Origin of the sequence: Vibrio sp. Vb1166, assembly GCF_033338695.1 — a bacterium.
Taxonomy (GTDB): domain Bacteria; phylum Pseudomonadota; class Gammaproteobacteria; order Enterobacterales; family Vibrionaceae; genus Vibrio; species Vibrio alginolyticus.
Map to the genome: position 1 here is coordinate 90978 of NZ_JAWOTE010000006.1, position 20798 is coordinate 111775.

Genomic DNA, 20798 nt, shown 5'->3' on the forward strand with positions numbered 1-20798 from the left:
TAACGGGACGATGAATCCTGAGTAAATGAACAATAGCGTGAGTGAGACTAATGTCTCATCGTGACGCGATTTTTTTACATGTTTCTTACTTAACTATGATTTTCTGCCCAGTTACGTAAATTCACTCAATAAGTTGCATCAAGTATCACCACTGCGACTCAACGCTTCATATTTGAGACAAAACAGCAACAAAAAAAACCGCCTATTACGGCGGTTTTGCTTAAAGAATACTGATTAAAGGTTTGGACCTGTCGATGGTCTGTGTGGTTGGTTATTGAGCAGTTGCTGCATCCCTTGAAACATTCGCATAAACCACACCAAGATGGCTAATGCAGCAAACACCATCCCTACCCAAGGAATAAAGTAAGCGATGGTTTCAAGCAAAGTACTATGCAACCAATAATCACTCACGCCAACGAGTACACCGTTAGAAGTCGCGACGGTGACGATCAACACAACAAAAAACGTCAGGTAGAGAAAGAAGGTACGAATTAAACCGTAGTAATGAGAAATCACTACGTCACTGTCTTCTCCCTTATCTAATCGGTAACCCGCATAGATAATTGCGATAACGCCTGAGATCAGAAACGTAAACGGGGTCAGACAGCTCAGGATGTACGCAACCCAAATCCCGTTATGAGGTTTGTTCATTCGCTTTCGCTCCTTTTACTTCCGTTTGTGCCGTATCTGTTTCGCCCATTGCTTCTTTGGATTTCACTTCTTCATACCAAAGATCGTGATGCTCTTTCGCCCATGTTTCATCAACTTCACCAGTCACCATGCCTTCTAACGCACCTTCCATACCGAATAGACCAATATAGATGTGGAAGATAAAGCCACAGATTAGAATCAGTGCCGAAATCGCATGAACTAAGTTAGAAAGCTCCATGTCACGGCGAGTTTGGCCAAAGATAGGAAAGTCCAGAACTAAGCCACTCACTGCCGCGATAGCACCAAAGAAGATCAACAACCAATAGATTGCCTTCTCGCCACCGTTTGAGAAACCAGCTGACGGATGTGTGCCTTTGTGTTTACCAACCATACCGCCCATTTTCATGAACCAACGAACATCAGTCATGTTTGGAATCGACTTGCGCCACCATTTAAAGAGCACGAGCATCAGCAAAATGAAGAACAATGGCCCCATGTAATTGTGGTACTGCTTCGCCAACATGACGATAAAGCCCCAGAACTCAGTAGGAACATACGGTTTTAAGAAGTGCTTACCGTAAACCAGCATCAAACCACTGAATGCCAACGTTAAGAATGTAAACGCCATACTCCAGTGAAGCGCGCGGTCTAAACGAGACCAACGCTTCATCTTTTTGCCTGTACGAGGCTTACTTAGCATCAAAGGGCCAACAAATACGTAAGCCATGATAACCATCGCGATACTGCCGAAAATCGCGACAGCACCAGCAGGAGACATCCATTTCTCTTTTAGAATGTACCAAGTTTCACCAGGTTTACTGATTAATACGCCATGTTCTGGCGATTTAGACGTGGTATAACCTTCTTGCCCCTCTCTGACTTCGCGCCAATAGTCTGCCCCGGCGAGTTGCGTGATCTCCTGTTGAATAACTTTAGAAGATTGTTCCTCTGCTGAAGCAGGCATTGCGAAAGTCAGCAGCAATGCTGTCATCATTGACAGCATTGCTAGAGACGCACGTTTAAGCGTGTTTAACATGTGCCTCTCCTTACTTAGCTTTTCGTCGCATCGTAAGAAAGATCGTTTCCGTCTGTCCAACCTGCGTTTTTCGCGCCGCGTTCTACCACACGTTGACGGAAAATGTCAGAGACTTTCTCTGCGTCACCCGCAAGCAGTGCTTTGGTTGAACAAAGCGATGCACACATCGGTAACTTGCCTTCTGCGATACGGTTCGCACCGTATTTTTGACGTTCTTCCTCAGAGCCTGGCTCTGTTTCTGGGCCGCCCGCGCAGAAAGTACATTTATCCATTTTGCCACGTTCGCCAAACGCTTCTTGTTTAGGGAACTGAGGTGCGCCAAACGGACAAGCAAACAAACAGTAACCACAACCGATACACAGATCTTTATTGTGAAGAACGATGCCGTCTTCGGTATGTTCGAAACAGTCTGCTGGACAAACTGCCATACAAGGCGCATCGGTACAGTGCATACAAGCAACAGAGATGGAGTTTTCACCGGCTTCACCATCGTTTAGTGTTACCACGCGGCGACGTTGAATGCCCCATTCAAGAGCATCGTCGTTTTCGTTCTTACATGCAGTAACACAGCCGTTACACTCGATACAGCGTTTGGTGTCACATAGAAATTTCATTCGTGCCATTGTCAGACTCCTTAGGCTTTACGAATGTTACATAGGGTTACTTTGGTTTCCTGCATCAAGGTAACCGGGTCGTAACCGTAAGTGGTTGCCGTGTTGGCCGATTCGCCAACAACGTAAGGCTGTGTACCTTCTGGGTATTTAGGACGTAGGTCTTCACCTTCGAACTTACCGCCAAAGTGGAACGGAATGAACGCCAAGCCAGGTTTCACACGACGTGTTACCATCGCTTTCACCTTGATTCGCCCCTTCTCTGCACCTTCAACCCAAACATCATCACCATCTCTGAAGCCAAGATCGTTCGCGTCTTTCGGGTTCACTTCAACAAACATTTCTTGTTGAAGCTCGGCAAGCCAAGGGTTTGAACGCGTCTCTTCACCACCACCTTCGTATTCAACCAGACGGCCAGAAGTCAGAACGATTGGGTACTCGCCCGATTTGTCTTGCTCTTGAATGGATTTATACAACGTAGGAACACGGAAGATTGCATCTTTGTCTTCCCAAGTTGGGTAATCCGTTACAAGGTCACGACGTGGTGTGTAAAGTGGTTCACGATGCAGTGGCACACGGTCTGGGAACGTCCAAACAATCGCACGCGCTTTCGCGTTACCAAATGGAATACAACCGTGCTTGATCGCGACACGCTGAATACCGCCAGAAAGGTCAGTCTTCCAGTTTTTACCCTCTGCTGCCACTTTCTCTTCAGCAGTTAGGTCGTCCCACCAACCAAGTTGTTTCAATAACTTATCAGTGAACTCTGGGTAACCGTCTTTGATCTCACAGCCTTTCGAATAACTGTCTTCTGCAAGAAGGCTTTTGCCTTCGAATTCCACACCAAAGCGCGTACGGAAGTTACCGCCACCTTCTGCAACCGTCTTAGACGTATCGTACAGAATGTGTGTACCTGGGTGTTTCATTTCTGGTGTGCCCCAGCATGGCCAAGGTAGACCGTAGGTTTCACCGTTGACAGGGCCACCTTCCGCTTCCAATGTGGTTTTGTGGAACGTATGCCAGTTTTGTTGGTGCGCTTTCAAACGCTCAGGGCTTTGGCCTGTGTAACCAATCGTCCACATGCCTTTGTTGAATTCACGCGTTAGGTCTTCAATCACCGGCTGGTTATTTTCAACACGGATGTTTTTGAACAGAAGATCTGAATAGCCCAGTTTCTTCGAAAGCAGATACATGATTTCGTGGTCTGGTTTTGATTCAAACAAAGGTTCAATCACCTGATCACGCCATTGTAGAGAGCGGTTAGATGCGGTAACGCTGCCGTGTGTTTCAAACTGTGTTGTTGCAGGAAGCAGGTAAACGCCGTCGGTACGGTCGTTCATTACCGCAGCAACCGTTGGGTATGGGTCCACAATCACCATCATGTCCAACTTCTGCATCGCTTTTTTCATCTCAACACCACGTGTTTGAGAGTTCACTGCGTGTCCCCAGTAGAACATTGCACGGATGTTTTCGCGTTGACGAATGTTGTCTTTGTTTTCCAGTACACCATCGACCCAACGAGATACTGGGATACCTGCACTGTGCATTGGTTTCTGACCGCTATAAGCGTTGTCATCGAAACGACCTTTGATCCATTCGTAATCGATTTCCCACACTTTTGACCAATGACGCCAAGCGCCTTCAGAAAGGCCGTAGTAGCCAGGTAACGTGTCAGAAAGTACGCCAAGGTCGGTTGCGCCTTGTACGTTATCGTGACCACGGAAGATGTTTGCGCCGCCGCCTGATTTACCAATGTTACCAAGCGCTAGCTCAAGCACACAGTAAGCACGTGTGTTGTTGTTGCCAGTAGTATGCTGAGTACCACCCATACACCAAACAATGCAGCCTGGGCGATTTTCAGAGAGCAGTTTTGCTGTTTGGTAAACGTCTTCTTCGCTTACGCCTGTTACGCGCTCTACTTCTGCTGGCGTCCACTTCGCTACTTCAGCACGGATTTCATCCATACCGAATACTCGTTGACGGATGAACTCTTTATCTTCCCATTGGTTTTCGAAGATGTGCCACAACACACCCCAAATAAATGCTACGTCAGAACCTGGACGAAGTGATACATAGTGATCCGATTTTGCTGCCGTACGTGTACGACGAGGATCCGCTACGACGATCTTACAGTTGTTCTTCTCTTTCGCGATCAGAATGTGCTGCATCGCCACTGGGTGTGCTTCAGCTGGGTTTGAACCAATGAACAGCATCGACTTACAGTTGTGCATGTCATTGAAAGAGTTGGTCATCGCACCGTAACCCCAAGTGTTTGCTACACCCGCCACGGTTGTTGAGTGACAAATACGCGCTTGGTGGTCAACGTTGTTAGTGCCCCAAAGTGATGCCATTTTGCGGAACAAGTACGCTTGTTCGTTGCTGTGCTTTGCGCTTCCCAAGAAGTAAACCGAATCAGGGCCAGACTCTTTGCGGATGTCCATCACCTTGTTACCGATTTCTTCGATCGCTTGATCCCAAGAAAGCTTTTTCCACTTACCGTTTTCAAGCTTCATTGGGTATTTTAGACGACGCTCACCGTGGCCATGTTCACGCAGTGCTGCGCCTTTTGCACAGTGACCACCGGCGTTAAATGGGTGGTCAAATGCAGGCTCTTGACCCGTCCAAACACCATTTTGAACTTCTGCGTAAATACCACAACCCACTGAACAGTGAGAACAGATAGTACGTTTTATTTCTGTTTTCGCTTCTGGATCGACAGATTTTGCTTGCGCTTTTTTCATCATTCCCGGTGCAAATAGACTAGCACCAACCACTGCGCCACCAGCGGCAAGCGAAGTGTTTTTCATGAATGCACGACGAGATACGCCAAGCTGGTTCGTTTCTTTGCTCACACTGTCGGAGCGTTTGACAAGTTTCATCCGTTATCTCCTAAAGTGTGTCGTAGTAATCGCGAATGTGTTGAGTTTCACGATACCCTTTCTTCTTCACGTCGTTTTCAGAAGGCTCAACCGTTTCTGAAGCAACGGCCACTTTCGTGGTTCCCGCAACAACAGCACCGGCAACGGCAGCGGTTGTGAAGCCTTTTAGGAGATCCCTACGGCTTGTGTTTATTTCTTTATTATCTTTCATCATTGCTTCCTTACCTTACGGTAGATCTTTGGAGACTCATGCCTCTCTATCGATATGACCAAGTACTGCTCGATTACTCGTAATCAGTGACGTTTTTCACATCAATTTTTAATTTGTTCTTACTGCTTTTGGTGTTCACGCTAAAGCGCACTTGCTCTAACGTTAAAAACGCATCGCAAAGCTGTGCAGCTGGCTTGTAGAAGTTCACGCTTTCTGCGCTCTCTAGTTGGCGCGTAAAAGATTGGAACCAAGGGGCAATGTGTTTGTTAAACACCGCTTGTTGAAGTTCTTCCTCTTCACCTGTCAGCATTGCCATCACTTCGCACAGTGCAGAAATATGGTCTTCAGGCTCTTTCACGTTCTCTTCTCGTTCGATGCCTAAAAGATCCAAATCGCGACGAATTTCCGCTAACGGCTTTTCCATCATCGAGCCAGTACGATGCCAAGATCCGAATGGCACAACTTCACCACGTCCAATGCCAATAAACAGATCTTGATATTCTTCTTCTAACGCTTCTCGCTGCGCTTCGTTCGCGGCTTGTTGCAGTGCGAGCCAAGCTTTTTGCATCGCGCTCTCAGACGGCTCAATTTCTAGCGATTTCAGGAACGCCAGCATTTCATCACTAGGCGCACTACGAAAAAGTGCGGATAAAACGAGATAAATGTCTGTTCTCAGTGTTTGTTCTTGTTGTGTGTCCACTGCGAGCTCCTAGTATTTCAGTTGTTTCATTGGGTCTTCTGCCATCGACTCAAACATGTCGATCACACGGCAGTCTTCACACATCGCGATACGATTGATCGCCGCTTCATCAGAGAAATGAGAGTGACCGCGTAACTTGTTTTGTAGCATGTCGATCATAGACTGAGGTGCGAATGGCTTATGACAGCGAATACATTCCGCTGCTTTCTCTTCGTGAATCACAACCGCTTTTTGGCGCTCTTTTTTCACCCAGTTCATACGAGGCGTAAGCGTCAGCACTTTCTCTGGACACGCTTTCTCGCACAGCCCACATTGAATGCAGTCTTGCTCGACGAATTTAAGCGACGGAGATTGACCATCTGTATGAAGTGCACGTGTAGGACAAACTGCCACACAGCTCATACACAACGTACAATCTTTGCTCTCACAAGAAACATTGCCGTAAGGCGCGTTTGCTGGCAGCTCAACAATGTTCTCGACTGGAATACGAGAAGACGACAACGCATCCAACGCCGTAAATAGACGCTGACGTTTGTTACCTTGCAAATCACCTAATGCCAAATCAAAAGACTCAGTACAAAGTGTCGGAGCACCTTCACGTAGTGACTCTAGATACAGAATGTCGATGGTTTCTTTGGCGATACCAAGCTGACCGAGCAGCTCTTGAGCAATACCTACTTCGCTATTAAGCACACGAATAATGGTTTGAGGCATAAAACGTGAAGCCGCAAACAGCACCTGAGTAGCACCATTCACAAGCGCGGCGAACCAAGTATCAATACCAACCGAAGGCAGTTCTTCCACCACAATTGGAATCACATTATCTGGCAGTGCTTTTAGTGCCATCACGTTGTAGCTCTCGTGGCGAGAACTACAAATCAATACGATAGGATCTAAACCACCCGCTTGCTCATAGTTGGCGAGCGTACGTTCAATAAACTTTTGCGTATCTTCAGGGTTTGGCAGTGCGTAATGAATCGCTTCTGTCGGACACGCTGTAGCACAAGTACCCACGCCTTGACATAGGTATGGGTTGATCTCGATGCGATGGCCCGTTCTGTCGCTGCCTTCACTCGATAGTGCCCCTGCCGGACAAGCATCCACACACCGTTCGCAACCTTTTACGCCACGAGAGCTGTGTGCACATAAATCGGTATCTAAACGGAAGAATTTCGGTTTATCGAACGTCCCCATTAAGGTTGGAATCTCTTCCAACGCTTCAGCCAGTTTCGGATAGCCACGACCTACTGGGTAGTAGCCCGGTACTGGGACTTCTTCCGACATGCAGCTGTTAAGGCAAAGATCGAGTACGATATCGAAACAATCGCTATTGGTCGCGACCTTGGCAAGGTTGTTGGTCAAACCATGATTTTCAATCAGAACTTCAAACGTACCTAAGAATCCTGAAACCTGAACCGAATTGGCGTAATAAAGCTCGGGATTTGTGCCCTTTTCGCCATCGGTAGAAAGCAGCGTTAGGCTGTTCATTTGCGACAATTGCGCTGCCGCACTTTCGATGATTGCTGTTGGGCCCACAATCAAAGTATTACCGCCGCTTTCATAGCTTACGGTTGGTGGAATAAGATTGGTCAACTCTACGGTATTTTCGAAAGCGTACAGCCTCGCTTTACCGTTATTGGAAGTTGCTTGTTCTAATAATTGTTTCAGCATTGCTCAATTCCATTTATGAACATGGATAGTCTTTTCCATCTCTTAGTGTAGTTAGCGCCGGAGATTCTGCTGATTAACTTATCAATGAGAATTCTTATTCCGCCATCTATAGGCGATGAATACTACGCAGTGCGTCCGTACTAACTTCAACCAGATTGGTATTGAGCAACAAATAGCAAGTGTCATGCCAATAAAATATCAACTTAAAATCAATAGGTTATCAATTTTACTGACAAATAGTAGGGATAAAAAAACCGGTTGAGACATTTTGTCTCAGCCGGCTCATTGAGTGTTTAGTCAAAATGTACCTATTATTTATGTGGTATATTTTGTCTCACCTCGTTAGGCTGTGATTCTTCAGCAAAAGTATCACTTTCGCCAGATACTGTATTTATATACAGCTCATTTTCATCTTGAGTAATTTGGCCACTTTTGTCGGTGTTTGACTCTGCGTCTTCAACTACCTCAGATGCGATATCGTTAGCGTTAAGCTCAGACCCTTGCGCAGTTTCAGCGTCTGGTTCGTCTTCCACTTTATCTTTAACCCAATCACGCAGCGTCTCAGCGACGTCTTGAGAAAGTGACTTTAAGTTACTGTAATCATCATCGTAATCGTCTAGGCCGTCACGCACGTTAAATTCTTCGGACAAGAACATTTTGCGCAGCGCAGCTTTCTTAACGCTTTCTGAAGCTTCAGAAACCAGCAGTTGCGCCACAGACATTTCTTCGGTTTTTTCAGTCTCTACACTCGCGGTAATGTCTGGAGCCTGACTATCCTCATTGACGTTCAAAGCATCTGAGCTTTCGTCAGCGTTTGAAAGCGCTGTGACACTATCTTCGGATTGCGCCGTCTCTGCTATCGGCGTGATCTCTTCAGCATGTTGGGAAGATTCTTCTAGTTTACGTTTCGACCAACGGCTTAAAAAACTAGTTGCCATTTGCTCTGCCTGCTCCTTTGCGTTTCTTGCGTCTTACTTCTAACAACTCACCGTGACGACCAATAAAGGCTTCCATCCAAGCCTGAACGGCTAACGGCATATCGTTAGATAGTACAAGGTTATCACCATCCATATATTGCGCCGCAACAGATTGTGAAGCCGTCAGTAACTGTATCGCTGGTTTTTCACCAGACTCGACGTTATCCATCACTAAAAAGAGTTTAGGTTGCTGAGAGCTTAAGTTAAAGCGGTAGTCTGTACGTTCATCTTTATGTAATTGCAACGGACAAACATCTGGAGTCTCTTCCGTCGGATTCAGCGCAAATCCTGTCAACTGCCATTGGGTTGTCACCCAAATCCCTGTACTGATCTCATGCTCAACAAGCTCTACGCCGATTGGCCATGTATCCTCAGTCTTTTCGTAATTTTTTTCGAAATCTTTCTTATCCGACATAACTCACCCAGTCTTTCTATTTTTGGTCTGAAAACACACAGGAGATTTTGCCCCGTTTTCGACCATTTTTATTGTCTTCGAAGCAATAAACGCGCCAAGCTGATATAACTTAGTCTATATACTCCCTCAGGCTATAAGTACCAAACTAGACGAAACTCAAATGTATTGATGTGTCATTACTGCGAACTCGCAGTTTTAATGCATTGTTGACATAAAACCTCGCAATTTCTGTGGGAACCGCTATTTTGGAATGAGATTTGCTAGCCACTTAACAAGCTAAAATGCGTAGCAACCTAACGCTCTTAATCACTAGGACACGACTGTGCTGAAACCAAATATTATTAAAACCAGTGAAAATCCCCTGCAAACCATTGAAGTCGATGTGTACGACGAGTACGGCGAAAAGCTCACGAAGCAAATCGCTTGCGAGCGTCCTCTTACGGTCATGCTGAACTGGAAAGAAGTGGTCACGCTCATGACGCTAGGTTCGCGTCCAGAAGCACTAGTACTGGGTTATTTAAAAAACCAAAGCTTCCTGTCCGATCCAGCCGCGATTGAATCCGTTATTATTGACTGGGAAACGCATTCCGCAGCGGTGATTACTAAAGAAAACACTGAACACTTAGAAGGCGCCCTGAAAAAGAAAACCGTCACCTCAGGTTGTGGCCAAGGCACTATGTATGGCAACGTGATGAAGCAGCTTGAAAATTATCAAGTGCCTCAAGTTTCTCTTAAGCAGTCAGAAATTTATTCTGCGCTGGAAGCGTTAACTCATTACAACGACACCTACAAAAAAGCGGGCGCAGTACACGGCTGTGCGGTTTGCAAAGGTAATGAAGTGTTGTCATTTGTGGAAGATGTCGGCCGTCACAACGCAGTGGATACACTTGCAGGTGAGATGTGGCTCAAAGAAGAAACAGGTGAAGATAAAATTTTCTACACAACTGGTCGCCTTACATCAGAGATGGTGATTAAAGTGGCTCAAATGGGCATTCCTGTTCTGCTTTCTCGCTCTGGCGTTACTCAAATGGGGTTAGATCTAGCGAAGCAATTTGGTATTACGACCATTGCGCGTGCGAAAGGTTTGCGCTTCCAAGTGTTTACAGGAGCCGACAAGGTTGAATTTGATGTAAAAGGCAACCAATAACACCTTTTCAGTGTAAACTAAAACCAATAATGCGGATTCACAGAGGATGTGGACTATGAATAATGACCAATTGTGGAATTTTCTGCTTACGCCCAGCGGTATCATGCTTTCTATGATTATTACCTTTGGCGTAGTCGGAATCTATGCGTATATAACAGGTCAGTTTAAGGATTAAGGCCAAATATTAAAAAAGCCTCGCTAAATAGCGAGGCTTTTGCTTTTTAAACGCTTTGCGAGTAATTACGCGTCAACGCCACGAGATTTTAGGAACTCAGAGTAAGTGCCTTTAAAGTCTGTGATTTTACCATCGCGGATTTCGATAATACGCGTTGCTAGCGAGTCTACGAATACACGGTCGTGAGAGACGAAGAACAACGTGCCTTTGTATTGCTCAAGCGCCGTGTTCAAAGATTCAATTGATTCCATGTCCATGTGGTTGGTTGGTTCGTCCATTAGCAGCATGTTTGGCTTGTGCATCATTAACTTACCAAGCAGCATACGACCTTGCTCACCACCAGACAGTACTTTTACTGACTTCTTAATGTCATCTTGACCAAACAGCATGCGACCAAGGAAACCACGAACGACTTGCTCGTCATCACCTTCTTGACGCCATTGACCCATCCAATCCGTTAGATTCATATCTTCTGCAAAGTCATGCGCGTGGTCTTGCGCGTAGTAACCGATGTTTGCATTTTCAGACCATTTGAACTCACCAGCACGCGGTTCAAGTACACCAGCAAGCGTGTTTAGAAGTGTTGTTTTACCCACACCATTTTCACCGATGATCGCAACGCGCTCTCCCACTTCAAAAATTGCATTGAAGTCTGAGAACAAGTCCTCTTCAAAACCTTGGCTCAGGTTTTCTACAATCAGAGCGTTACGGAACAGCTCTTTAGACTGTTCAAAACGAATGAATGGGTTTTGACGACTAGACGCTTTCACTTCGTCCAATTTGATCTTGTCGATTTGCTTCGCACGAGATGTCGCTTGTTTTGCTTTCGATGCGTTTGCAGAGAAACGCGCAACGAACGTTTGTAGCTCAGCGATTTGTGCTTTCTTCTTAGCGTTGTCGTTTAGTAGACGTTCGCGAGCTTGAGAAGCCGCCGTCATGTACTCGTCGTAGTTACCAGGGTAAACGCGTAGTTCACCGTAGTCCAAGTCAGCCATGTGTGTACATACTGAGTTTAGGAAGTGACGGTCGTGCGAAATGATGATCATTGTGCAGTTACGCGCGTTTAGCGTATCTTCCAACCAACGAATTGTGTCCATGTCCAAGTTGTTGGTAGGTTCGTCAAGAAGCATCACATCTGGGTCTGCGAATAGAACCTGCGCTAGAAGCACACGAAGTTTCCAGCCTGGTGCTACTTCACTCATTAGACCGAAGTGTTGCTCCATTGGGATACCTACAGCAAGAAGAAGCTCGCCCGCTTTGGCTTCTGCCATGTAGCCGTCCATTTCAGCAAACTGAACTTCTAAGTCAGCCACTTTCATGCCGTCTTCTTCGCTCATTTCAGCAAGTGAGTAGATGCGGTCACGCTCTTTCTTCACTTCCCATAGCTCTTTATGACCCATGATAACGGTATCGATTACAGTAAATTCTTCGTAAGCGAACTGGTCCTGGTTCAGTTTTGCAACGCGCTCGTTTGGATCGTAGCTTACGTTACCGCTGGTTTGCTCAAGCTCGCCGCTGAGGATCTTCATAAAGGTTGATTTACCACAACCGTTAGCTCCAATTAAGCCGTAGCGATTGCCTTCGCCGAACTTAACTGAAATGTTTTCGAATAGCGGCTTAGCGCCGAATTGTTGAGTAATATTCGCTGTGGAGATCAAAACCTTTACCTTAGCAATTGGGGTGTATTTAGAAAAACCGGGCAACGGTACTTGTTCATGCTACATACTGCAAGTGTTGTTTTTATTAATTCACTCCAAGTGAAATCATTGTAAGGTTTCTAAGAAGCAAAAGCGTAAACATAAATGCGTCATCAAATACAAAAAAGAGCCACTATCGTCAGTGGCTCTTTTTCCATTAATACTTCAAAAAAGTGACTAAGCGATGTTCGTCACCTCTAGGATCAGTTCGGCTTTTTTAGGTAAATAAATACTGAATTTACTGCCTTTTCCCCATTCAGACTCTGCTTTTAACTCACCACCCGTTTGGCTGAGAATACTTTGGGAGACCGATAGCCCTAACCCTGTGCCTTCTCGTTTAGTTGTGTAAAATGGCGAGAAGATTCGACTCAAGTTTTCTGGTTTAATACCGCAGCCCTCATCGATAACATGAATCGCGGCTCCTTTCACTTCTCCCTCGTCAATCCAGTCTTCACTGACTACTGTTAACGTGCCTTTACCGCTCATTGCGTGAATGGCGTTCATTTGCAAATTAACTAAGATTTGTAGCAAGTGGTGACGGTTTATCTCGACGGACGTATGCGCTTGTAGGTCAGTCACAAACTCAACGTCGCGTTTCTTGGTGCCAGTTTTAACCAAGGTGATGCTTTCATCAATGATAGGATTGACATGTTGCCAAGTGATTTCATCTTGAACACCGCCTTGGCGACTGTATTGCAATAAACTGCGTGTGATATTGCGGATACGATCAATTTGCGCGTGAATCGCATCAATTTCTTCTTGTACTCGACTTGCATCGTCACCCAACTCAAAATGGATCAATTCTACGTTGCCAAGAATCACGGCGGTTGGGTTATTAATTTCGTGAGCAATCCCCGCGGTGAGTTCTCCCAATGCTGCCAGTTTTTCATGAACAACGAGTTTGTCGCGAGTTTGGTTAAGCAATTGAATATGCAGCTCAAGATCTTGGGTTTTTTCTCTCAGGCTTGCCGTACGCTCTTGAACTTTGCATTCAAGTTGAGCTGCGGAGTTTTTCAGTTCAATTTTGCGCTCTTCTAGCGCGTCTAACATATCATCAAACTGTCTGGCTAACTGCGCAAGTTCATGATCGGCATCTAATCCTAACGGGCCAATCCGTTTTTCTTTACCTTGTTGGACCTGCTTCACCACTTTGTGAATGCGTTCGATCGGTCGAAACAGATCATAAGAACCGCGATATACCATCACGCCAGAAACCAGCAATAACATAACCGTAATCAAGCTGATTTCGGCAATGTTGGTCATGTAGGCTTTAACGAATGGCCACATTAGGTAACCGGTATAAAGCATACCAATGACGTTGCCGTATTGGTCTTTGATCGGTTGATACGCCGTAATATACCAAGCGTCATACACATATGCTCGGTCAACCCACTGTTCACCCTTCGAAAGTACTTGGTTATACACTTCTGCGCTCACGCGAGTGCCTATGGCGCGCCCTAGTCTATGATCGCTGTCTAGAGGAACGTTGGTGCTCACACGCAAATCATCGAGAAATACCGTCAACGTACCCACAGGGCGAAGGCGGTCATTATCACTTAAGTAAATGAGATCGCGGATTTGATCCACCAGCACTGTACTATTGTTAAGGAGCAAACCACCATCCAGAAAGCCGATCAAATCATTCGCTTGGCTGTATACCGGAATCACGGTTCGACTGACTAACCCACGCGCCTCCCTGTCACCATCAGCAAGAATAGGCACTTCTGCTCGTTTGGCGAGTTCAGGATCGAGGCGTTCGAGTTCTTCTTTATTGAGTACATCAAAAAACGATTCGCGCTTGGTGAGATCCATAAAGCGGAATTTGTTTTCCATGGAATTAACGCGTTGGAAAGAGAGAAAATCTAAAGCATATCTTTTCTTCTGCTCTGTGACCCACTTTTGCAGGTCACCTTGTGGCGTTCCTTTATTAATGCGAATACGGAAATCGTACGAATCGGCAAACGCCCGCACGTAATTGGCTTGCTTTTGCTGTAACAACGTTACACTGTTATTTGCAACACCAAGACGTTCCGAGACATCAAGCAGCGCATTTTGCCACGTGTAATGAATAGACCAATAAATGGTAATGCCGATCAGAGCTAACAATGTGAGGAAAATCGGCGCAGAGGTTAAGAATAACAAGCGATAACGCACCATGGTTTTAAAACGGTGCGTCCATTTTGACAATCCTTTGTACTGTGGGCCGTTAGTCGGCATATTCCTCATCCTCAGAATCCCATTCTTTGTATTTACGTTCTAAGGTCTTGCGAGCTACGCCCAAGTCACGAGCAGCAGCAGACTTATTGCCTTCATGCAAGTTAACGACTTGTTTAATATGTGCTTTCTCGACTTCTTTTAACGTCCAGCTGTTTGGATAGCCTTCGCCAGTAAATTCTTTGCCTTCTCTAAAGGTTGGTAACTCAGCAGAGTGAGAAACAGTAATCGATACATTAGGCAGTGAATGCCCGCCATTCAGCTCTCGCCAATAGTGTGCAGGTGGTTTGCCAAGCAAGATACAACGCTCAATCAAGTTTTTCAGCTCACGAATGTTTCCCGGCCAATCGTACTCACTCATGGCTTCCATGTCCTCGTGCGCCCATTTGGGCGCAGGCATACCGAGCTCGCGCGTCAGCATGTTGCTGAAAAATGGCACCAACTCAAATAAGTCGGTTTTGCGCTCTCGCAGCGGACACACTTCAATTTTCAGAACGTTTAAACGGTAATAGAGGTCACTGCGGAAATTACCTTGATTGACCTCTTCTTGCAGGTTTCGGTTGGTTGCCGCTACGATACGGACATCAATACTGATCTCTCTTTCTGAACCGACAGGGCGAATCGTACGCTGCTCTAACACACGTAATAATGATGCCTGCATTGCAAGTGGCATCTCCCCGATTTCGTCAAGAAATAAGGTGCCACCGTTCGCAACACGGAACAAACCTTCACGCGATTTTTTTGCACCGGTAAACGCGCCCGATGTATGACCAAATAACTCACTCTCTAAAAGCTCAGGTGCAATCGCGCCGCAGTTGATTGGCACAAACGGGCCCGTTCTCCCACTCGCCTGGTGGATACCTCGTGCAACTAGCTCTTTACCCGTACCCGACTCACCTTCCACCAAAACAGAAGCGCGTGATGGTGCAAATTGGTTAATAAGTTGCTTAAGCAGGCGCGTTTTTTCTGAGCCGCCGATGATCTCTGAGGTATTGTGACGTTGGTAATCGCGTGTCATGGCGTACTGCATGCGTTCGTTCAAACGGCGATCCATACAGCGACTGACCGCTTTTAACATCTGCTCAAGGTTGAATGGTTTGAGGATAAAGTCGGAAGCACCGAGCTGTAGCGCTCGAATGGCAATTTCTAAATCCGCATAACCCGTCATAAAAATCACATCGGCACGTTTGTCATCATCTTCAAACGCTTCTTCCCACTCAATTCCAGAACGCCCTGGCAGATTAATATCCAGTAAGATCAGATCATAATGTCGAGAATTACGCAGTTGTTCTGCTTCTTCGATGCTACCAGCTGTATCGACATGTGAAAAAAGCTTACCCAATGCCTTTTTCAAGATGGCTTGCATGCCTAATTCATCATCGACGACCAGTACGGAAAAGGCGCTATATTGTTGGTTTGTACTAAGATGGGATTGAGTAGACATATTTACCCCAGATGGATTTCGATGGGACAGAGTGTACCAAGTTTAAACAGAGATACCCTACAAAAAGTGCGACATTTTGTACCAACGCAAACTTTTATGCAAATAACCCCATGATTTAGTGCATAAACCAAGCACTTTAAGCTTGTAAAAGGTTGGCATCTTGTTTGCTATAAGGTGGATACGGAGCGCATTTAAGTGATCTAAGGATGTTGATGTTTGCTTATTCCAACACCCTGAGACAACTTGCGTATTACGCTAATCGCTCTCGTCCAAAAAGGCTTCTCCCTAAAACCTGGAGAGATTCCAAAGAATCATTGGAAAGGAACACATAAAAATGAAAAAAATTGCGCTAACTCTGGCTGCAACGTCAATCACGCTTGTAAGTTACTCTGCGTTTTCTGCTCAAGACGGAGAACACGTTCGCCTTGCAACCACAACCAGTACTTACCATTCAGGTTTACTTGATTACCTACTTCCACAATTTGAAAAAGACACGGGCTACAAAGTCGATGTTATTGCTGCAGGTACGGGTAAAGCCTTAAAAATGGGCGAAAACGGTGACGTAGATTTGGTGATGACACATGCACCAAAAGCTGAAGGCGCATTTGTTGAGAAAGGCTACGGCGTTTTACCTCGCAAGCTAATGTACAACGACTTTGTGATTGTAGGCCCGAAAGCTGACCCAGCAACAATCAAAAATGACGAAGGCGTGTTAGATGTATTCAAAGAGATCGCAAACAAAAACGCAACGTTCATCTCTCGCGGCGATGATTCTGGTACGCACAAAAAAGAAATGGGCTTCTGGGCTCAAACTAAAATCGAACCGAACTTTGGTGGCTACCGTAGCGTAGGTCAAGGTATGGGCCCAACTCTAAACATGGCGTCTGAAATGCAAGGCTACACCATGACGGATCGCGGCACATGGCTGGCTTACCAAAACAAATTGGATCTAGAAATTCTGTTCCAAGGCGATGAAAAACTGTTTAACCCGTACCAAGTTATTCTTGTTAACCCTGAGCGTTACCCAACGATCAACTACCAAGGTGCGAAGGCATTCAGTGATTGGTTGGTAAACCCTCGCGGACAGGAACTTATCAATGGTTTCCGCCTAAACGGTAAACAACTGTTTGTTGCGAATGCTGAGAGCAAATAACGCAATATGAATCTTGCTGATACAACACTGGAAGCGCTTCGCTTACTGGTGAATTTTGATGCAGACCTATGGGAGATCGTTGCGGTCTCCTTTAGTGTTTCTATCACGGCAATATCCCTAGTGGTATTGCCGGCTATTTTGATGTCCTTTGTACTGGCGTATACCGACTTTCGCGGTAAATGGTTTTTGTTGTCGATCGTAAATACGCTGCAAGCGGTCCCTACCGTGGTGATTGGCCTGTTGCTGTACATGTTGCTGTCGCGTGCTGGCCCTTGGGGAGACTGGCAAATGCTGTTCACTCAGAAGGCAATGATCTTCGGCCAAATGGTGATCTGCTTCCCTGTTTTGGTATCGATGATGCATGGTGCATTACAATCTAGCGACCGTCGTGCAGTGGAAACTGCCATCACGCTGGGCGTCTCCATTCCGCGCTTGGCAGCTACGATGATTTGGGAAACCCGCTTTCCTCTACTTGCGGCTATCATTGCAGGGTTTTCACGTATCGTGACCGAGGTGGGCTGCTCAATGATGGTTGGTGGGAACATTATGGGCGTGACGCGAAATATTCCCACGGCTATCGCAATGGAAAGCAGTAAAGGTGCTTTTGCGCAAGGAGTTGCATTAGGAATTGTATTACTATCTTTAGCGTTGGCTCTAAACTTCTTCTTATCAAGCATGAGAGGCAAAGGCTACCTCAGAACATAGAACATGAAGCAAACAAACGACTCACCATTAACCCCATGTCGAGGCGAATTATGACTATAAAAATCACCGCCGAACAGTTATCCATGCGCTTTAAAGAGCGTGTGCTTTTCCACATCCCTGAGTTAGCCATCGGCCCAAATGATGCCATTTATCTCAAGGGTGACAATGGTGTGGGCAAAACTACCCTACTCAAAATCCTTGCTGGCTTGCTCAAACCCTCTACTGGCGATGTTGTTGCGCCAAAAGATACGTGGCTGAAAAGACTGACGTGTCGCAATGGTCGTGTCGATGTGATTTATCTCCATCAATCCCCTTACCTTTTTGACGGCACTGTATATGAAAACGTAGTCTATGGAGTGAAATATCAACAAGACACGCAAAAAGATAAGCGAGCTCAAGTTATTCACGCGCTGCGCATGGTAGGTTTAGAAACCTTAGCGGACGAACATATTTCCGTGTTGTCCGGCGGTGAAAAACAGCGCGTTGCCATGGCAAGGGCTTGGATTTTAAAACCGTCGATTTTATTGATGGATGAGCCAAGTGCGTCTTTAGACCAAGAATCCATTGAACGATTGGTAGTGATGGCGAAAGATCTTTTGGATCGTGGTTCCAGTATCGTGGTGACAAGCCATCAGGCCAACGCACTGACCGACTTATGTAAAAAACAGTGGTGGATTAAAGACAAGACTTTGATAGAGTCTCCTCTGTTGTATGTCATACCAAAAGAAACATCCCAAGAGAATGCATATGCTTCAACCAACACAAACTAGTTGGGTCATTTTGGCTGGTGGCCAAGCCAGCCGTATGGGTGGAAAAGATAAAGGTCTGATTGAGTTAAATCAGAAGCCACTCATCGAACACGTTATTGAACGTTTATCTCCACAAACTCCACGCATTTTAATTAATGCCAACCGAAACCAAGATGCGTACAGCAAATTTGGTTTCGTATTTAGTGATCAATTCAAAGATTTCCCTGGGCCTATGGGCGGTATTCACGCGGGTTTGATGCATGCTGAAACTGACTGGGTCGGATTTGTACCTTGCGATAGTCCACAAATTAACACCGACCTTGTCGAGCGTTTCTGCCAAGCCGCCCAAGAAGACAGTGATATTTTGGTCGCGCATGATGGTGACCATCAGCAACCTGTTTTTACGCTCTACCACAAGCGCGTAATGCCAAAACTCACCGCATTTTTAGAACGTGGCGACCGAAAAATCATTCTGCTCTACAAAGAGTGCAACACCAGTTACGTTGACTTTAGCGACTCACCAAACTGTTTCGTCAACTTGAACACTCCGGAAGAACTGGCGCAATTTGGACAATTAGAATCATGAAATACACGCTAAACATTCCTATTCTTGGTTTTGCAGCTTATTCAGGCACAGGCAAAACCACGCTACTTGAAGCCCTATTGCCAAAGCTGACTGAAGCAGGTTTACGCATTGGCATGCTAAAACATGCGCACCACAACTTCGATGTCGATAAGCCGGGTAAAGACAGCTACCGTTTACGCAAAGCTGGCGCGTCTCAAATGCTGATTGCTTCTCGCAACCGTTTTGCGTTAATGACAGAAACGCCAGAAGCCGAAGCGGAGTTTGAATACCTCTTAACTCGTTTTGATGAAGACAAGCTCGATGTGGTTTTGGTTGAAGGCTGTAAAAACATCGCGTTTCCTAAAATTGAATTGCACCGTGAAGAAGTGGGTGAACCTTGGCTTTACCCTCACGATGAAAACATCATCGCTATCGCGTCAGACGGCGGCGAGTTGGACTCTGAACTGCCACAAATGAACATCAACGATCTTGAGGCGATTGCTCAGTTCGTTATTCAGTATGTTCAAGAAGCGAAAGCACCAAAAAACAAAGAGAAAGACGCCGCATGTTGCGACACACTTTCTCCGGCTTTCCTTTCTGTGGTTCAAGGCCAAGAAAAAATCCTTTCTTTGGTGAACACGGTTTCGGAAATAGAAGCATGCAGGATTGAAAATGCTTACGGGCGCGTTCTTGCGGAACATATCGTTTCACCAGTAAATGTGCCGCAATACACCAACTCCGCGATGGACGGTTATGCCATCCGCAGTGATGATGTTGAGCGTGATAGCTACCAAGTGATTGCTGAAGTGATGGCGGGCCATGCTTACGATCAGCCTCTGAAAGTTGGTCAAGCAGTTAAGATCATGACTGGCGCACCAACACCACGTAACGGCGATACAGTGGTCATGCGTGAGCAAGCCACTCAAAAAGGTGACAGGGTCACTTTTAACGGTGCGAATATCAAAGCAGGCCAAAACGTTCGTCAAGCAGGTGAAGATCTCGCTATCGGCAGTGATGTCTTTACCGCAGGCACTCGCCTCGCCTCTCCAGAAATGGGCATGATCGCTTCGCTTGGCTTTGGTGAAGCGAATGTATTCCGCAAATTGAAAGTTGCCGTGTTCTCCACCGGTGACGAAGTACAAGCGCCGGGAACAGAGCAAAAAGCGAATTCTATCTACGATTCCAACCGTTTTACCATCATGGGCATGCTTGAAAAGCTCGGCTGCGAGATCTTGGATTTCGGTATTCTGGAAGACAACGAACAGTTAATGATTGAAGCGTTGGAAAACGCATCGGCTCAAGCAGACGTGGTTATGACTTCTGGTGGCGTATCTGTTGGTGATGCGGATTACATCAAACTTGCCTTGGATAAACTTGGTCAAATCGATTTTTGGCGAATCAATATGCGTCCGGGACGTCCATTAGCGTTTGGTCAAATCAACAACAAGCCGTTCTTTGGTCTGCCGGGCAACCCTGTTGCCGTGATGGTTTCATTCATCAACTTTGTTGAGCCTGCACTGCGTAAGATGCAAGGCGAACAAGGGTGGAAGCCTCTGAAAGTGAATGCCATCGCGACTGAAAACCTTCGCTCTCGACAAGGTCGTACCGAGTTTAGCCGTGGCGTCTATGAACTGGATGAAACTGGCCGTTTAACCGTTCGTACAACAGGCAAGCAAGGTTCTGGTATTTTGCGCTCAATGAGTGAGGCAAACTGTTTGATCGAAATCTCCCCAGCTATTGATACAGTAAAAGCGGGAGAAAGCGTGACAATTATCCCACTTCAAGGCAGAATCTAGCT

Annotated in this window: 18 protein-coding genes; 6 read left to right on the forward strand and 12 right to left on the reverse strand. The window is 46.0% G+C overall.

The genetic code is table 11. The annotated features are described in order from the left end of the window. Positions 1–234: 234 nt before the first annotated feature. The 9 genes from R7E51_RS08845 to R7E51_RS08885 form a co-directional block, all read right to left on the reverse strand. A complete protein-coding gene (locus tag R7E51_RS08845; protein ID WP_005377532.1) occupies positions 235–651 on the reverse strand; it encodes a membrane protein in 417 nt (138 codons plus the stop codon). Then, positions 635–1687 carry a formate dehydrogenase subunit gamma gene (locus R7E51_RS08850; RefSeq protein WP_017821916.1) on the reverse strand — a complete coding sequence of 351 codons (1053 nt, stop codon included), beginning with the start codon at positions 1685–1687 and terminating at the stop codon, positions 635–637. The genes R7E51_RS08845 and R7E51_RS08850 overlap by 17 nt, the downstream gene beginning before the upstream one ends. A 14-nt stretch (positions 1688–1701) precedes the next feature. Next, positions 1702–2310, reverse strand: a complete 609-nt coding sequence (fdh3B, locus tag R7E51_RS08855; protein WP_005377536.1) for a formate dehydrogenase FDH3 subunit beta — start codon at positions 2308–2310, stop codon at positions 1702–1704. An 11-nt stretch (positions 2311–2321) separates the two neighbouring features. Beyond that, positions 2322–5177, reverse strand: coding sequence for a formate dehydrogenase subunit alpha (locus R7E51_RS08860; RefSeq protein WP_021033875.1), 2856 nt, complete (start codon positions 5175–5177; stop codon positions 2322–2324). Positions 5178–5187: 10 nt separating this feature from the next. After that, complete coding sequence (locus R7E51_RS08865) at positions 5188–5388, reverse strand: twin-arginine translocation signal domain-containing protein (protein ID WP_005377542.1); 201 nt, start codon at positions 5386–5388, stop codon at positions 5188–5190. Between the two features lie 73 nt (positions 5389–5461). Next, positions 5462–6088 carry a TorD/DmsD family molecular chaperone gene (locus tag R7E51_RS08870; protein ID WP_017820684.1) on the reverse strand — a complete coding sequence of 209 codons (627 nt, stop codon included), beginning with the start codon at positions 6086–6088 and terminating at the stop codon, positions 5462–5464. Between the two features lie 9 nt (positions 6089–6097). Beyond that, positions 6098–7759 carry a 4Fe-4S dicluster domain-containing protein gene (locus R7E51_RS08875; protein WP_206957993.1) on the reverse strand — a complete coding sequence of 554 codons (1662 nt, stop codon included), beginning with the start codon at positions 7757–7759 and terminating at the stop codon, positions 6098–6100. A gap of 311 nt (positions 7760–8070) precedes the next feature. Further along, complete coding sequence (locus R7E51_RS08880; protein ID WP_206957995.1) at positions 8071–8697, reverse strand: DUF3306 domain-containing protein; 627 nt, start codon at positions 8695–8697, stop codon at positions 8071–8073. Continuing rightward, positions 8687–9151 carry a DUF3305 domain-containing protein gene (locus R7E51_RS08885; RefSeq protein WP_005377550.1) on the reverse strand — a complete coding sequence of 155 codons (465 nt, stop codon included), beginning with the start codon at positions 9149–9151 and terminating at the stop codon, positions 8687–8689. Before R7E51_RS08885 ends, R7E51_RS08880 begins: the two co-directional genes overlap by 11 nt. A 322-nt stretch (positions 9152–9473) precedes the next feature. Here R7E51_RS08885 and R7E51_RS08890 point away from each other — a divergent pair, with 322 nt between their 5' ends. Beyond that, positions 9474–10298 carry a formate dehydrogenase accessory sulfurtransferase FdhD gene (locus R7E51_RS08890; RefSeq protein WP_005377552.1) on the forward strand — a complete coding sequence of 275 codons (825 nt, stop codon included), beginning with the start codon at positions 9474–9476 and terminating at the stop codon, positions 10296–10298. Positions 10299–10538: 240 nt separating this feature from the next. Here R7E51_RS08890 and R7E51_RS08895 read toward each other — a convergent pair whose 3' ends face one another. The 3 genes from R7E51_RS08895 to R7E51_RS08905 all read right to left on the reverse strand — a co-directional run bounded on the left by R7E51_RS08895 (position 10539) and on the right by R7E51_RS08905 (position 15828). Next, positions 10539–12131, reverse strand: a complete 1593-nt coding sequence (locus R7E51_RS08895) for an ABC-F family ATPase (protein WP_025766654.1) — start codon at positions 12129–12131, stop codon at positions 10539–10541. 216 nt (positions 12132–12347) lie between these two features. Continuing rightward, positions 12348–14387 carry a sensor histidine kinase gene (locus R7E51_RS08900; RefSeq protein ID WP_206957996.1) on the reverse strand — a complete coding sequence of 680 codons (2040 nt, stop codon included), beginning with the start codon at positions 14385–14387 and terminating at the stop codon, positions 12348–12350. Then, a complete protein-coding gene (locus tag R7E51_RS08905; protein ID WP_017820677.1) occupies positions 14377–15828 on the reverse strand; it encodes a sigma-54-dependent transcriptional regulator in 1452 nt (483 codons plus the stop codon). Before R7E51_RS08905 ends, R7E51_RS08900 begins: the two co-directional genes overlap by 11 nt. A gap of 334 nt (positions 15829–16162) precedes the next feature. On the opposite strand from R7E51_RS08905, the gene R7E51_RS08910 reads away from it, so the two are divergent. Genes R7E51_RS08910 through R7E51_RS08930 form a run of 5 tightly spaced genes read left to right on the forward strand, consistent with a single transcriptional unit; the run spans position 16163 to position 20796 of the window. Continuing rightward, complete coding sequence (locus tag R7E51_RS08910) at positions 16163–16981, forward strand: substrate-binding domain-containing protein (RefSeq protein WP_005389522.1); 819 nt, start codon at positions 16163–16165, stop codon at positions 16979–16981. 6 nt (positions 16982–16987) lie between these two features. Continuing rightward, positions 16988–17686, forward strand: coding sequence for an ABC transporter permease (locus tag R7E51_RS08915; protein WP_005389524.1), 699 nt, complete (start codon positions 16988–16990; stop codon positions 17684–17686). Between the two features lie 50 nt (positions 17687–17736). Then, positions 17737–18456, forward strand: a complete 720-nt coding sequence (locus tag R7E51_RS08920; protein WP_017820675.1) for an energy-coupling factor ABC transporter ATP-binding protein — start codon at positions 17737–17739, stop codon at positions 18454–18456. After that, on the forward strand, positions 18434–19021 hold the full coding sequence (gene mobA / locus R7E51_RS08925; protein WP_017820674.1) for a molybdenum cofactor guanylyltransferase MobA: 588 nt from the start codon (positions 18434–18436) through the stop codon (positions 19019–19021). The genes R7E51_RS08920 and mobA overlap by 23 nt, the downstream gene beginning before the upstream one ends. Next, a complete protein-coding gene (locus tag R7E51_RS08930; protein ID WP_176310962.1) occupies positions 19018–20796 on the forward strand; it encodes a bifunctional molybdopterin-guanine dinucleotide biosynthesis adaptor protein MobB/molybdopterin molybdotransferase MoeA in 1779 nt (592 codons plus the stop codon). Before mobA ends, R7E51_RS08930 begins: the two co-directional genes overlap by 4 nt. The last annotated feature ends 2 nt before the right edge of the window (positions 20797–20798 follow it).

Bases quoted from the DNA above. Each gene is read 5' to 3' on its own strand.
- R7E51_RS08845 (WP_005377532.1), bottom strand. From the start codon at position 651: ATGAACAAACCTCATAACGGGATTTGGGTTGCGTACATCCTGAGCTGT.
- R7E51_RS08850 (WP_017821916.1), bottom strand. From the start codon at position 1,687: ATGTTAAACACGCTTAAACGTGCGTCTCTAGCAATGCTGTCAATGATG.
- fdh3B (WP_005377536.1), bottom strand. From the start codon at position 2,310: ATGGCACGAATGAAATTTCTATGTGACACCAAACGCTGTATCGAGTGT.
- R7E51_RS08860 (WP_021033875.1), bottom strand. From the start codon at position 5,177: ATGAAACTTGTCAAACGCTCCGACAGTGTGAGCAAAGAAACGAACCAG.
- R7E51_RS08865 (WP_005377542.1), bottom strand. From the start codon at position 5,388: ATGAAAGATAATAAAGAAATAAACACAAGCCGTAGGGATCTCCTAAAA.
- R7E51_RS08875 (WP_206957993.1), bottom strand. From the start codon at position 7,759: ATGCTGAAACAATTATTAGAACAAGCAACTTCCAATAACGGTAAAGCG.
- R7E51_RS08880 (WP_206957995.1), bottom strand. From the start codon at position 8,697: ATGGCAACTAGTTTTTTAAGCCGTTGGTCGAAACGTAAACTAGAAGAA.
- R7E51_RS08885 (WP_005377550.1), bottom strand. From the start codon at position 9,151: ATGTCGGATAAGAAAGATTTCGAAAAAAATTACGAAAAGACTGAGGAT.
- R7E51_RS08900 (WP_206957996.1), bottom strand. From the start codon at position 14,387: ATGCCGACTAACGGCCCACAGTACAAAGGATTGTCAAAATGGACGCAC.
- R7E51_RS08905 (WP_017820677.1), bottom strand. From the start codon at position 15,828: ATGTCTACTCAATCCCATCTTAGTACAAACCAACAATATAGCGCCTTT.
- R7E51_RS08910 (WP_005389522.1), top strand. From the start codon at position 16,163: ATGAAAAAAATTGCGCTAACTCTGGCTGCAACGTCAATCACGCTTGTA.
- R7E51_RS08915 (WP_005389524.1), top strand. From the start codon at position 16,988: ATGAATCTTGCTGATACAACACTGGAAGCGCTTCGCTTACTGGTGAAT.
- R7E51_RS08920 (WP_017820675.1), top strand. From the start codon at position 17,737: ATGACTATAAAAATCACCGCCGAACAGTTATCCATGCGCTTTAAAGAG.
- mobA (WP_017820674.1), top strand. From the start codon at position 18,434: ATGCTTCAACCAACACAAACTAGTTGGGTCATTTTGGCTGGTGGCCAA.
- R7E51_RS08930 (WP_176310962.1), top strand. From the start codon at position 19,018: ATGAAATACACGCTAAACATTCCTATTCTTGGTTTTGCAGCTTATTCA.